The organism is Runella sp. SP2 (genome assembly GCF_003711225.1).
Classification (GTDB): domain Bacteria; phylum Bacteroidota; class Bacteroidia; order Cytophagales; family Spirosomataceae; genus Runella.
Genome location: NZ_CP031030.1, coordinates 899,571 through 914,563 on the forward strand (window position 1 = coordinate 899,571; position 14,993 = coordinate 914,563).

At 40.0% G+C, this 14,993-nt stretch carries 9 protein-coding genes; 6 read left to right on the top strand and 3 right to left on the bottom strand.

What is annotated here, in order from left to right:
• Positions 1-43: 43 nt before the first annotated feature.
• The 3 genes from DTQ70_RS03645 to DTQ70_RS03655 all read right to left on the bottom strand — a co-directional run bounded on the left by DTQ70_RS03645 (position 44) and on the right by DTQ70_RS03655 (position 2,329).
• The gene (locus DTQ70_RS03645; RefSeq protein WP_122929546.1) at positions 44-640 is read right to left on the bottom strand and encodes a helix-turn-helix transcriptional regulator; all 597 of its coding nucleotides are present in this window, start codon (positions 638-640) and stop codon (positions 44-46) included.
• Positions 637-1,470: a helix-turn-helix transcriptional regulator gene (locus tag DTQ70_RS03650; protein WP_122929547.1), complete on the bottom strand. Its 834-nt coding sequence runs from the start codon at positions 1,468-1,470 to the stop codon at positions 637-639. The genes DTQ70_RS03645 and DTQ70_RS03650 overlap by 4 nt, the downstream gene beginning before the upstream one ends.
• A gap of 121 nt (positions 1,471-1,591) precedes the next feature.
• Positions 1,592-2,329 (bottom strand): LytTR family DNA-binding domain-containing protein, encoded by a 738-nt coding sequence (locus tag DTQ70_RS03655; RefSeq protein WP_122929548.1) that lies wholly within the window; start codon positions 2,327-2,329, stop codon positions 1,592-1,594.
• A gap of 361 nt (positions 2,330-2,690) precedes the next feature.
• Between DTQ70_RS03655 and DTQ70_RS03660 the strand changes: the two genes are divergently transcribed.
• The 6 genes from DTQ70_RS03660 to DTQ70_RS03685 all read left to right on the top strand — a co-directional run bounded on the left by DTQ70_RS03660 (position 2,691) and on the right by DTQ70_RS03685 (position 14,980).
• Positions 2,691-4,580, top strand: coding sequence for a HAMP domain-containing sensor histidine kinase (locus DTQ70_RS03660; RefSeq protein ID WP_122929549.1), 1,890 nt, complete (start codon positions 2,691-2,693; stop codon positions 4,578-4,580).
• A 103-nt stretch (positions 4,581-4,683) separates the two neighbouring features.
• On the top strand, positions 4,684-6,780 hold the full coding sequence (locus DTQ70_RS03665) for a HAMP domain-containing sensor histidine kinase (RefSeq protein WP_122929550.1): 2,097 nt from the start codon (positions 4,684-4,686) through the stop codon (positions 6,778-6,780).
• Between the two features lie 103 nt (positions 6,781-6,883).
• Entirely contained in the window at positions 6,884-8,983 is a 2,100-nt protein-coding gene (locus DTQ70_RS03670) for a HAMP domain-containing sensor histidine kinase (protein ID WP_122929551.1), read from the top strand.
• 84 nt (positions 8,984-9,067) lie between these two features.
• Positions 9,068-10,258 carry a hypothetical protein gene (locus tag DTQ70_RS03675; protein WP_122929552.1) on the top strand — a complete coding sequence of 397 codons (1,191 nt, stop codon included), beginning with the start codon at positions 9,068-9,070 and terminating at the stop codon, positions 10,256-10,258.
• 418 nt (positions 10,259-10,676) lie between these two features.
• Positions 10,677-13,217 carry a SprB repeat-containing protein gene (locus DTQ70_RS03680; RefSeq protein ID WP_164489844.1) on the top strand — a complete coding sequence of 847 codons (2,541 nt, stop codon included), beginning with the start codon at positions 10,677-10,679 and terminating at the stop codon, positions 13,215-13,217.
• A gap of 122 nt (positions 13,218-13,339) precedes the next feature.
• Positions 13,340-14,980, top strand: a complete 1,641-nt coding sequence (locus tag DTQ70_RS03685) for a spermidine synthase (protein WP_164489845.1) — start codon at positions 13,340-13,342, stop codon at positions 14,978-14,980.
• The last annotated feature ends 13 nt before the right edge of the window (positions 14,981-14,993 follow it).

Consider the following 14,993-nt stretch of genomic DNA (forward strand, 5'->3'; position numbering starts at 1 on the left):
TTTATTGTCCCGCAAACCTAGCCTAGAATGATTTTTAGGTATATTATCCAACTCTTCTATCTAGTCGTCCTATGTGTAGTAGTTGATATTTCTTAGGAGTAATTCCAAAATGCTTTTGAAACATTTTGTTGAACTTTATGCAGGAACTGTCGCTATAACCAATACATTTTGAAACTTCTACTGCTTTGTAGCCATTCCTAAGGAGTTTGGCGGCATGTTCCATCCGCTTGTCCATGTAAAGTTGGTAAAAGGGCTTTCCATATATTGCTTTGAAATTGTTTTTAAACAAATTCAAAGGGATATTATAGTCAATGGCTATTTGTTGTTCGGTAGGTGGAGCTTGCTCGAAGCCCTCCAATAAGTATTTCCGATAAATTTTTTTTATTACAGCATCCCATGTGTTAATATTTTTCATCCGTAAAGGTTCAACACTTTCTTGGGCTGCTTCAGTATTTTCATGTTCTGATTCGGCATGAAAATGCTTTATCCTTAATTCTTTATCTAGTTGGCTGATTTCTAGGTTGTTTGAAGGGGTGAGGATAAAGGAAATTTTATGAGAAAGTAATAATGCTACTACCGCCTGAACACATTCGGTAGAGACTACAAAGTCAACAGTCGAAGAGTGATGTTTCGCTATCATTGTTTTTCGGTGTAAGTAGTGTTGGGGGAATAGTTGAATTTTTGCTTGAATACACGCGTAAAGCCTGAAGGATGGTGATATCCAACCTGATAAGCTACTTGCGTAATAGAATATTTTCCAGTTTGAAGTAAGCCATGGGCATACATCATCTTTTTATCTAAAATGTGCTGATGAGGGCTAGAGTTAAATAATTCAGAGAATAAAATCTTGAATTTACTGACGCTCATTCCCGCCATTTTTGCCATTTCGCTGATGGAGGGAGTAGATCTTTTAAAATCGGATGTTATTTGAGCTTCGACTTCCTTGATTCTTCGCGAGTCGATTTCCCTGAAATTTTTCTCAGTTTTACTCAAAATTTGTGTTTGTATGTCATCAATAAGAAGGAGTAGGAACTGAAGAAAGTAGCTTTTCGCCAACAAATCAGGATTAACAGCCCGCTGATATTCTTTTTGAAATGCAGAATATTTCAACGTGAACAGGCTGTATTGATTACTCCAATTGATTAAAACTCTTGGAATAATATCTTCCAAGTCCGAGTAAGGACTCCCCACTTGATTGATTAACCAATCAATGCGAACCCCCACCAGAAATGGTCGTGCATGCTCATAAGTAGTACTTATCAAACAATAATCACCCTCAAGGATATTCCGAAATGAATCAGTAAGGGTGCGTAAATCTTTATTGTGCTCAGGTAGAATAGTAAAAAAGTAAGTGTTGCTCGAACCAAAATCGAAAATTTTAAAGTTGGCTTTAGCCCTAGCTCCACTTGATTCCTCAGAAGCTTGTCTTTTGAAGCACATTAACCAAAAATCTAACTTTATGTTCGCCATGAGATATTGCAATGGTATGTAAATAATACCAAAAATGGTATATGTTAGTATCCCATTGCAAACATGGTGGCTTAAAGTAAGGTAAGTGGTTTTTTTTAGGTGGTAACTGACAATTTTTGGATTAGATATGCCTTTTTAAAAGGTGATTTAGCTCCTTTCTAAAGCTTCTTCCAACGGGAAGTGTCACCAATCCAGTCAGTTTAATTGTATTGGCTTCTAATTGCTGAACATGCAGCTTATTGACTGCAAACTTGTGATGGATGCGAATAAATTGTGCATCCAAAAACTCTTCAAGGAGCTTGGTTAATGATTTTTTCAGTACATACCTTTTAGAGGGTGTATGTATGTAACAATGGCTATCATCGGCTTCGATATAAACAATTTCAGTGAACCTAACTTGCTCTTGTTGACCTGTTTTACTACTCAAGTACATGTACTTTCTGTCTATAAAATCATACTCTTTGCTTTTCGTTTGTGCTTCTAAGGTTTTTTCGATGGCAGATTGTAGTGTAATAGCATGAAAAGGTTTAATTAAATACTGAACGCTGAGGTTCTTTTGCGCCTCCAAAAATAGATTTTGGTCTTGAGAAGAGGTCATCAGTACGATGGGAATGAGGGCCTCTCTAAGAGTTTTAAGAAGCTCTATACCAATGGGTTTGTTTTCAATCATAATATCTGATAGTATCAAGTCAACTTCATGATTATCAAGATATTTGGTTAAATCTGTCAATTTTGTAAAAATGCCCCCTAACCGAAATGTATAATTGGAAGAAATGCGCTGAGTAAGCATAATCTCTAATTTAATTTGGTCAATAGGGTCATCTTCTAGTATCACAATCACAATGTCTTTCATAGCCATACTTTATATGCTTAAACATATAATTTGTCGTAAGTGTTATATCAGGTAATATAAAACTTGCTCCTTCGTGTCAGCGCGGCAAAAATATAATTGGAGTGAAATGAAACAACTGCGCTTTTTGAAAAAAACATAAATGGTAAGTATAAAAACGTTTTGGCTAACCCGTTTCCCCTCTTTTTACAGGGTAAACCTTTAATTTTGATGATATAAAAAATCAGATAGTATGTTTTTGTGGTATAGTATGTAGTATAAGTGTGGATTTTCGCATCATTCTTACTTATATGGATTTATTTTTTATTGGTAAAGTTTGGGCAAAATTTCACGAAAGCCACTTCTATTGTATGTAATATGTTTGTGATTTATGAAATACTCACTTCTTCTTTTCTTATTTCTGTATATTTCTGAAGCTGGATATACACAAAATAAATCTTATAACTCTTTTCGAGATTACCTCATTTTATCGCACAATTTTGATAACTATAAGACACAATTAAAGTCAAATTATAAAAGTGAATTATTACATTTATTAATTGCAAATCAACTAAAAAAACAAAACGATTATGATACGGTAAATTTAAAAAAAATGAGCCTGATTATACAACAGGCTTCAAAACAAAAATCACAACTTGGCTTAGCTATGGCATATTACATACTTGGAAGAGAGTACACCATTGACCAAGATGATTCGCTCTCATACAGTTATTTAACAAAAGCTGAGAAAATTTTTACCGCAAGCAATGATACTACAGGAATAATTCACTGTTCCAAACTTCTACGCGCTCATACAAGAAGAGCAGACCAAAATTTGTCCAAATTTTACTTTGATAGAGTCATGGCATTAGGTCAACATTCAAAGTATCCCATTGATAATTACATGTATTATTTACTCGTTATGGCTTGTGACCCTTACTTAGAGTCTCAACCAACTGAAGCTGAAATGGAACAAGCTTTAAGTAAAACGATAAAAATCATAAATAAATATCCACATTTTGAATACATTCGAGCCAATGTCTATAAAAATATTCAAGAAGGGTACCGAAGAAAGAAAAATCACGAGAAAGTACTTGAATATGCCTTGAAGGTGATGACCGAAACAAATAAAAAAATTGATTTTATGGATTATCAATACTTGGGCCTTGCTTATCTATCAATGAAAAAATATGATATGGCGATAGCAGCTTTGGAAGAGGCCGCAAAGCGCATAAAGATAGAAAGACCCAAGTCGGTTATACGGCTAAAAAACATATATATATTCTTAAAAAAGGCATATTATGAAGCTGGGAATTTAAAAGCAAGCATACAGATAGACGAAAAGTATGACAGTTTGGTTTATGTAATCAGTACTAATGACCGTAGCGTAGCACTGTTTCACCTGCGAGAAAAATATTCATTTGCCGATAAGGAAGCGACACTCAAAAGACTTACGTTAGAAAAGGAAATAGCCGATTCGCAAAAAAGGCTTTTGTTTGGCGGCTTACTTGTGACCCTTGCGATGGTTGGAATCGTGCTTTTTTTTTCAATAAAACTTCAGAAAACCAACAAACAGTTATTGTCTCTTCAGCAGGCAAGAGATAAGTTTTACACCATCATTGCCCACGATTTACGCTTACCTATGAAAAGCCTTAATGACATGGGTATTTTGTTACAATATCTTATTAAAGAAGGGAAAATTGAGGAGTTAGATAGGGTTATTAAGCAAATTGAAAAAATGAGGTATCAATCGAGTTTGCTACTAAATAATCTATTTGAATGGGGTAAAAGCGACTATTTTGTTAATCAATCAGCCACAAAGCCCCTTGTTTTTGAAGCGCTTATCTCTTTACAAACAATATATAATTATTACCTCCCCTTTGCCGAATCAAAAGGAGTATCTTTGGAATTATCATTACCGTCGTCTTTGCTAATTTTAGCTGACCAAAAAGGATTTGAAATAGCTATTAGTAACCTACTGGATAATGCCTTAAAACATACATCACCTGGTGGAAAAATTCTGATTAAGGCATATAGAAGTGACTATAAATCTCGCCATTATTCGATTGTGATTTCTGACACAGGAGACGGAATTATACCTACACAACTAAGCTACTTGCAACAAATATTTTTGTGGAAAATAAAACCAGAAGTAGGTGTTCAAGGGCTAGGATTAGGCATGATTTTGATTTACAATTTTGCCCGAAAAAATAACATCAACATTTATATAATGAGTGAAATTGGGAAAGGAACCTCATTTAAAATGGTTTGTAAATCTTAACCATTTAAGCACTTGAAATTTCAAATCCATGTCATAAATTAAACCCCTTACCATTGCATTTTTATAAAATATAAATTCTTTGGACGATTCAAATCGGCAAATTATGAAATTCGTTATTTCTTTATCCTTTTATTTGCTTTCAACGGGGCTTTTATATACCCAAAATATGTCCTTTAAATCGTTTCGTGATTATCTTGTGCCTGCTTCTCGTTTGGATAGTTTGAGAAAGGTAGAACGAACTATGTCACAAAATTCACAATCAATCGAATACCTTCATTTATTGATTGCCATTGAGCTGAGTAAGTCATTTCGGGGCGATTCGATTACTACGCAGCAGTACAATAAAATTGTACACTTAGCCACAAAGCATAAATCAACTTTAGGGCTTGCCATGGCAAATTATATCATGGGGATGTATCACTCATCGTGGCAAGAAGAGGTTGCTTATAATCAGATTATGAAAGCCAAAAGCCAGTTTGCTCTGCAGAAAGATACGTCTGGCATCATTCAGTGCCTAAGCTGGTCATTGAGACAGTTTACGCAAGATAATCCAAGCTATGGCCAATTTAATGAAGAGCTTCGTCTAAAAATGAATCGGGAAAGTTTTACTCAGCTGGTCGCTCTTTCCGAAAAATCCGTGCACGCCATTGACAGGTTTACCTACTATCGAACTATTTTGAATAGCCAGCCTCCTTTTTCCCGAGAAATATCTGAAAAACAACGAATTGAAGCCCTCGAAGCTGCGAATGAAATATTGGACAAAAATCCAAACTTATCTTTCCTAAGAAAGGCAATTTATCGTGCTGCTCAACAAAGTTTCTTATATTTAAAAAAGACAGATAAACTCTTGGAATATGGCTTGAAAACACTGAATCATCCCGATATTAACGCCACTTTTACTGACTACAGAAATGTAGCAAATACTTACATAAAGTTGAATAAATATGATAGTGCTATTGTGTATTTGGAAGAAGCTTTGAGGCGAGTCAAGGTAGAAAAGCCCAATGATATAAATGCTTTACGGGGAATAAATAAACGTTTAAAGGAGGCATATTTTGGGATAAGTAATTGGCAAGCGGGTATAAAGGCTTATGACGAATACGATAAGTACAATAACCTGATTCGTGACAATGACCGTAGATTGGCTGTGTATGAAATCAAGGAGAAATATTCATTTACGGAAAAAGAAGCCGAGCTCAAACGAATTTCTTTGGAAAAGCAGGTAGCCGAGAGCCGTAATCAGCTCCTCCAAGCGCAAAATGAAGCCCAAAAACGGGAGGCCGCCATGAAAAACTTGTCTTTAGAAAATCAGGCAGCGGAAAGCAGGACCAAACTCCTCCAAAGTCAGGTAGAAATTCAAAGAAAAGAACGAGTTCTTCAACTAGCTGAATCTCAAAAAGAATTGTTGTTTGGTGGTTTGTTAGTCGCCTTGGGGTTGATTGGCACGACGCTAATTTTTTCAATAAAACTTCGGGCAACCAATAAGAAACTGCTGGAGCTGCAACAAGGTCGCGATAAATTCTATACCATTATAGCACATGATTTACGTACGCCCATCAACAGTCTCAATGACATGGGAGGGTTGCTGCCAAACCTGATTCAAGAAGGGAAAAAACAAGAGTTGGATAGGGTAATCCAACAAATTGAATACATGCGCGAAAAGACGCAACTACTGCTTAACAACCTGTTTGAGTGGGGCAAAAGTCAGTATTTTACGCCAGATGTGACGGAAGCTCGGCAACAGGTGGACGTGGTGCCTTTGGTTGAGGAACTGTACCAAACTTATCTACCGATTGCGCAATCCCAAAAGATTGATTTGTTGGCGGAGTTACCAGCAAGTTTTGTGACGGAAATCGCGCCGAAAGGGTTGTTGATGACGGTGCGTAACTTATTAGACAACGCCATTAAAAATACAGCCGAAGGGGGTACGATTTCGGTTCGAGTTAGTCCCGCTGCCGTTGGTAAGACCTCGAATGGTTTGACAATTACGGTTGCAGACACGGGAAGAGGCATTGCCCCTGACCAACTTCATTATCTACAGCAAGTGTTTGCGGGGAAAGTAAAGCCCGAAGTAGGGATTCATGGGCTGGGGTTAGGCATGATATTGATTTATAATTTTGCCCGAAAAAACAATGTTAACGTTCATATAATGAGTGAATTAGGGGTAGGGTCTTCGTTTGAGATAATTTGTAAGTCTTAACTATTTAAGCACTTGAAATTTCAAATCCATGTCATAAATCAAATCCCTTACCATTGCATTTTTATAATATATAAAGTCTTTGGACGATTCAAATCGGAAAATTATGAAATTCGTTGTTTTTCTATCCTTTTGTTTGTTTTCAACGGGGCTTGTATATACCCAAAATATCGCCTTTAACTCGTTTCGTGATTATCTTGTGCCTGCTTCTCGTTTGGATAGTTTGAGAAAGGTAGAACAAAGCATGACACAAAACTCACAATCAAGTCAATACCTTCATTTATTGATTGCCATTGAGTTGGGCAAGTCGTGGAGAAGAGATTCGATTACTGCGCAACAGTACAATAAAATAGTGCAATTGGCCACCAAGCATAAATCAACCTTGGGGCTTGCCATGGCCAATTATATCATGGGTATTTATCATTCATCATGGCAAGAAGATGTTGCTTATGCGTACATTACAAAAGCACAGCGCCAGTTTGCCCAACAGAAAGATACGTCAGGCGTCATTCAATGTCTTAGCTGGTCATTGAGACGTTTTATACAAGATGAGACAAACTACGGCCCATTGAGTCAGGAGGATTTGTTGAAAATGAATCGGGAGAACTATGCTAAGTTGATGGCTCTTTCCGAAAAATCCAAGCACGCCATTGATAGGTTTACCTACTATCGAATTATTCTGAACAGTCCCCCTTCTTTTTCCCATGAAATAAGCGAAAAACAACGAATGGAAGCCTTCAAAGGTGCTAATCAAATATTGGACAAAAACCCACATTTAGAATTTCTAAGAAAAGCGATTTATACGGCTATGCAACAAGGCTACTTTTCTTTGAAAAAAATAGACAAATACTTGGAATATGCCTTAAAAACGCTGAACTATCCTGGCAGTAAAGCCACTAGTCAGGACTATAGAAATGTGGCAGAGGCTTATATAAAATTAAAAAAGTACGACAGTGTCATTGTATATCTGGAGGAATCAATTAGGCTGCTGAAGATAGATAACCCAAAGAATATAAGGTTATTACGGTGGATGAATAGGCGCTTAAAAAACGCTTACTTTGAGATGGGCAGCTGGCAAGCGGGTATAAAGGCTTATGACGAATATGATAAGTACAATAACCTGATTCGTGACAATGACCGTAGATTGGCTGTGTATGAAATCAAGGAGAAATATTCATTTACGGAAAAAGAAGCCGAGCTCAAACGAATTTCTTTGGAAAAGCAGGTAGCGGAAAGCCGCAATCAGCTCCTCCAAGCGCAAAATGAAGCCCAAAAACGGGAGGCCGCCATGAAAAACTTGTCTTTAGAAAATCAGGCAGCGGAAAGTAAGGCCAAACTCCTCCAAAGTCAGGTAGAAATTCAAAGAAAAGAACGAGTTCTCCAACTGGCTGAATCTCAAAAAGAATTGTTGTTTGGTGGTTTGTTGGTCGCCTTGGGGTTGATTGGCACGACGCTGATTTTTTCAATAAAACTTCGTAAAACCAATAAGAAACTGTTGGAACTGCAACAAGGTCGCGATAAATTCTATACCATTATAGCACATGATTTACGTACGCCCATCAACAGTCTCAATGACATGGGAGGGTTGCTGCCAAACCTAATTCAAGAAGGGAAAAAACAAGAGTTGGATAGGGTAATCCAACAAATTGAATACATGCGCGAAAAGACGCAACTACTGCTTAACAACCTGTTTGAGTGGGGCAAAAGCCAGTATTTTACGCCAGATGTGACGGAAGCTCGGCAACAGGTGGACGTGGTGCCTTTGGTTGAGGAACTGTACCAAACTTATCTACCGATTGCGCAATCCCAAAAGATTGATTTGTTGGCGGAGTTACCAGCAAGTTTTGTGACGGAAATCGCGCCGAAAGGGTTGTTGATGACGGTGCGTAACTTACTAGACAACGCCATTAAAAATACAGCAGAAGGGGGGATGATTTCGGTTCGAGTTAGTCCCGCTGCCGTTGGTAATACCTCCAATGGTTTGACAATTACGGTTGCAGACACGGGAAGAGGCATTGCCCCTGACCAACTACATTATCTACAGCAAGTGTTTTCGGGGAAAGTAAAGCCCGAAGTAGGGATTCATGGGCTGGGGCTAGGCATGATATTGATTTATAATTTTGTGCAGAAAAATAAAATATCCTTATCCGTCGAAAGTGAACTCGGTAAAGGTACTTCTTTTGAACTTGCCAGCGGTTTGTTATGAAAAAACAATAATGGTAAATAATATGACGTATTGGCTAAATTAATGGTGCGATTATTGATAAAAAACGACATTAATAGTCAATATATGAAAAGCTTATTATTGGTATTTTTTGGATTTTTTATTTCTGTATCCGTTTATGCTCAAAAATTACACGTACTATTCGTGATTGATAATGAGGATACGAGTTTTGGTTTTTTGCAATTACGTAATGAATCAGATATGATTCATATCCTAGAAATTGTAGAACGGGAATTGGATTATAAAATGGAAATAATCCACCTTTCAAAACAAAAATTTACTGCCAATGACCTTCATCAAACCATTATTAACCTTCCTACTGGTGAAAATGACATCGTTGTTATTTATTATGCGGGCTTTGGTCTTCCTTGTCCCAATAAGAGTAACCTTTTTGCCCACTGGAAACTGCGAGACAATCCAACCATTGGGTTATCAGTAGATGAGGTGGCTAGTTGGTTGGAGGTCAAGCAAAAAGCCAACCAACTGCATTTGGGATTGATTTTATCAGAGTATAGTGCGCAAAGCATTCATTCGCCGAACCGAGTACCCGACACCCTGGGAACTTCGATGGCATATCGTAAGCAGGTAGTTCAAAAATTGTTTTTAGGTCAGTGCGGCATCGTCAAAATGGGGAGTTCGTTGCCCTATGAGCCCTCATGGGTCAATGAAAATCACAGCGCGCCATTGTTTACTGAATCGCTCGTTCGTGCGTTTGATAAAATGCTTATGCCGCTGGATTCCAGTGGTTTAAATTGTGTTTCTTTTCGGCAATTCCATGCCCATTCCTCTTCTTATTTAACGCGGTACTTCAACGATATACCCATAAGTCAAACCCCAACTTTGGAAATTAAATCTTGCGAAGGAAGCACTTTTAGGAGTGGGGGGGGAGCAACTTCCGATTCGTCCACAGTTGCTGTTAAAGTGCTGGGAGGGCTTCTTAATTCGTTGGCTCATAATAAAGACCCACTTCAACGTCAGCAAATCAAACAACAACTGGCTTATTATTTCACCCCCGATGCTACAGTCAGGGTTGTTAGAATGTACGGCATGAACCGAATCCCAAAACCAAAAGAATATACCTTGGGGGCGTATTTGGATACCATACATCTGTCTGGTATGAATCCAGGTACCCAAGAAACACTACCCAACATGATGTACTTATATATAGGTAAAACAGAAACCGATACCACACTGCTCAAATCTTCGCACGTTAAACGCCTTTCGGTATCCGAAATATGGGGCAATGTTGCCCATTGATGTCTTGCTGCTACTGTAGTTGATTTATTTGCCCATTTCTTTAAATATGGCATGAAAATTGTGTAAGGATATGCTCCTTTAAAGTGATATAAATCTTCCTGTTTTTGTCATCAGAAGATTATTTGTTCTTGCTTTTTCTATTTATATAAGTTGAAAAATAAGGCTATATATCCAAAAAATAGGCGCATTTATGGCTCTATTTTTTTCTCTCAATTAGATTAACTACTTCATATACCCAAAATAACCAAAACGATAACCGATATGCCGATTTGGCTAAATCGTCGGATTAGTTCTTGTTACAAAAAAGCTAGGTAGTTCATAGTTTTTTCGAACATAATTATTCTGAAATTGTATGGTTGTTTTTTTACACCTCCGTTGCTCCAAACACCTCTTGACAACACTTCTATTTCAGTTGTGTATGCTGACTGGAATATTGAGGTCTTATGCACAGACCGAAACCTTTCCTTCGGGCTCGTACATCATCAACATGGGGATTACTCCTCAAACCCAATCCAATGCCCTGAGGCCCTACGGGTTGATATACGATTTGTTGAAAAACGACAAAATTCCTGTCAAATGGATCATCAGCCAAACCAAAGGCATTGATGGCATAGACTTTAGTCACCAAGGGGTAGATTTTCGAGGCGGGACATTCATCATCCCAGCCGCTTTTCGAAACGCATCAGTAAATGGTAAAATCAGCAGCTATGGCGTTTCGGGGATAAACACGACGAGTCCTGTGACGGTAAACGTAACTTATACGCTTAGATCAGCACCCCGCTGGACGTTGGACGACCAGAATGGAAAAATTGCCGAAGGCTTCTTTAGTCAAGCGGGCATTCCATCCTCAGCTTACAATTTTAAAGACCCCCAATCATTGGCAGGTTGCGACGATATTTTTGTGATGCCTCACGCCGACCCTAAATGGAGTACCCACAGCAACCTCTACAACTGGAACCGTACGCAGTTTGGGGCGATTTGGGCGGGTTGCAAAGCTGTATCGGAATTGGAAAACATGAACAATGGTAGTTTGCAAACCAACTTCCTGGCTACCAACGTAGGTGGTGTTGGCAATGCCTTGGTGTTTTCTGGCTCACACAGCGATGGAAGTCCCCCTTACACGCGTCTTAACCCGAGCAGTCCTGCTGCGCAATACATGGGTTCAACCGACGCTGCCCACCCTGGAGGTGCCGAACAAATCTATCTGCCCAAGGCGGGTGGGGGTTGGCGCGCTACCACCCAAGTGATTGCTTTCGACCCTTCGCAATCCAATGTACCGGGTCTATCGCCTGGGCCAGCAGCTGTGATTGTCTTTGGACGTGGTTTTGGCCTGAATACTTCTGGATACGTGATGTACGAAGCGGGCCATGACATCAAGAAAGCAGGTGGTACGGCCAGCATCGCTGCCATTCGTGCCTTTTTTAATTTCAGCCTTTTGTCTTCTGTCGATAAAGTACCTTTTATCAGTGTGGCAAATGTGCCTACGACCATGTCAATAGGGGTTGGCTATGCCGTCAGCGTCACGGCTAACTCTCCAGTATCTTCCCCGCTTACTTACCAATGGACGAGTAGCTGCGGAGGTACTTTTGCCAATGCCTCTGCTGCCAGTACTACATTTACCCCTCCCAATGTGGGTAGTGTTACTTCCTGTATGATTACCGTCACAGTATCCGATGCTTGCGGCCGACAAACTTCCACTGCCACGCCTATTACCATTCAGCCCTGTACCCAATCGGTTACTTCGTCGGTAACACCGTTGTGTCCTGGTGCGACCAATACAGGAGTTATCAATGTGAATGTTACGGGTGGCACTGCACCATATACTTATTCGTGGACTCGCTCGGGTGGTGGCACTGGGTCGGGTAACGGCACTACCATCTCTGGTCTTGCAGCTGGTACTTATACCGTTACGATTACCTCTTCTACGGGATGTGCCAATACTTTTACCGCTACGGTGGGTACGTATCCTGCCATTGTCATTACACCGACAGTCACTCCAGTGGCTTGTAATGGGGGTGCTACGGGTTCTATCAGTTTGGCGGTTTCGGGTGGTACGCCAGGCTACACTTACAATTGGGGCAGCGGCATCACAACCCAAAACCGCAGCGGTCTAACGGCTGGTAACTACAGCGTGACTGTCACCGACGCGCAAGGGTGTACCGCTAACGCAAATAGCATCAGCGTAACCCAACCCGCAGTAATCAGTGCAACACCAACCGTGACACCTGTACCTTGTTTTGGTCAATCTACGGGAGGTATTACACTTGCAGTGGCTGGTGGAACTGGCCCTTATACCTACCAGTGGAACGACGGGGCCTCTACCAAAGACCGCACCAATATTCCCGCAGGTACATACAGTGTAACCATCACTGACTCAAGAAGCTGTATCGGTACAGTAACCAATATTTCTGTTACGCAACCTTCAGCCGCCCTAACGGCTTCTTTGTCGAAAACAGAGCCAACCTGCGGAGCTACCAACGGAAGCGTGACGGCGACGGTATCGGGTGGCACGGGTCCTTATACTTACGACTGGAACGGTACGCCAACGGGCGACGGAACGGCTACCATTACTGGTTTGGCTTCAGGGAATTATCAGGTCACTGTAACCGATGCCAATAACTGTACTTTTATTGCTACCATCACTTTAACAAACGTCGCCACAATGGTATTGACTACCAATGTGACAAACCCGACTTGCCCGCCTGGCTCCAATGCACCTTTGGGCGAAAATGGAGTAATTGATTTGGTAGTAAACGGTGGCACCGCGCCATTTACCTACAATTGGACAACCCCCAATGGAACAGGTCTTATCCCAACAGCTCAGGATCAATCGGGCCTAACTGCTGGAACTTATAACGTAACCGTGACGGATGCCGTTGGCTGTACAGCCAGTACTTCAGTGACACTTACTGCCATAAACCCTTCACCTGTCAAGCCAGTGACAATAAACAATAATTGATTTTTAAACGGCTCAAATGAGGTAGTAACACCCCAAAAGTGGCGTATAAAAGCACATCAATTGATTGGCTAAACTAGGTGTAGTGTAGAATAAAAAATGGAAATGTTAAAAAAATGTTTCAAATGGAAAGAAAACTAAATATCAAATCTAGTACTTCTGTTCAAGTTGATGTGCTACCTCAAAGTCAAAGAAAACTATTACTAATAATTTCCTTTGTGGAAGGGGCTGCAGTTATGATTATAGAGCTACTGGGTGCAAAGATAGTTGCCCCGTTCTATGGGACATCGATGTATGTTTGGGCTTCTGTATTGGGAATAACACTCATTGCTCTTTCTGGTGGATATTTTGTTGGTGGTAGGGTTTCTAATAAATACAAAGACAAAAGTCCACTGTTTGCAATACTGGCTTTAGGAGCAATATTAGCAATCATTGCCCCAAGAATTGCACCAACTATCATGATGGCTACGGCCGATCTTGGGGTGCGTATTGGCTCATTAATTTCGGTTTCAATTTACCTATTGCCTCCCATTTTTTGCATGGGGATGGTGTCTCCTATCATCATCCAGCTCATTAATCAATCGCAGGAAAATGCAGGGCAAACGGCTGGTACTATCTATGCCATTTCTACCGTCGGGGGCATACTCGCTACGTTTCTTGCGGGTTTTGTACTCATCCCCGAACTCGGTATTCAAACAACTGCCACTTTTACTGGTCTTGTGTTAATGGGTTTTTCGGCAATCGGTATGTTCAGCCGAAAACAAAAAATGCAAGCTGTTCTCACCTTTGGCCTTTTTGTTTTTCTCGTTCCGTTTGTCTATAGCCAACCTACTGCTGATCCAGCGATTACAGTACAGTACCAGTCCAGCGGTATCTTGGGTGAGTGGACGGTGGTAGATCACAAAGGTTTTGCCAAAGACGGTCGGCCAGTGAACACAAGGCAGCTGTTACTCAATGGGATAGACCAGACTTTTACCAGTGTAGGGATTGAGCCGTTTTCGATGTGGAGGTATCCCCATAAAGTGACGGCTTTGGCGGGGATAAAGCCAGCCAAGAGCAAGGCCCTGCTATTGGGAATGGGGGGCGGAAGTATTGCCCATAATTTGATTCGACTCGGATTTGAACTTGATATTGTGGAGTTGGACGAACGGATTCCGTTTATCGCTGAAAAATGGTTTGGATATGATCCTACCTCTGCCAATCTGGTCATCGACGACGCACGTCATTACATTCGAAATACCACAAAAAAATACGATGTAGTCATATTGGATATTGTCAATGGAGAGGTACAGCCCTCCCACATGTTTACCATAGAAGGGCTAAAGGAGTTAAAAGCTGCATTGAATAAAGACGCATTGGTGATTGTGAATTTTCAGGGCCAACTGGATACAGATGATTTAGAACTTTCACGCGCGCCACGTTCGGTCATCAAAACTTTTGAATCTATCGGATACAAAATGTTTGCGGTTAAGAATGAAAAAAAATCAATATCTGCTGATTTACTAATCTATGGTACTCCAGGTTCATTGAATATCAAAGAGGCGCTTAGCCAAAACTTAAGATATAACGATATTCTACCTAATGACCACTTTTCGGCGGCAGATTATATCCCAATAACAGGGTATGAATTAGGGGAAGTAGAGGTGATGACTGATGACAAACCAAACTTAGAATTATTGAATACTCCGACTGTTTTGAATTGGAGGAAAAATAAAATTGAATATACGGTAAATGGACTTATCAAAAAGGGGGTGCCCATTTACTAATTAGCAATAAGGA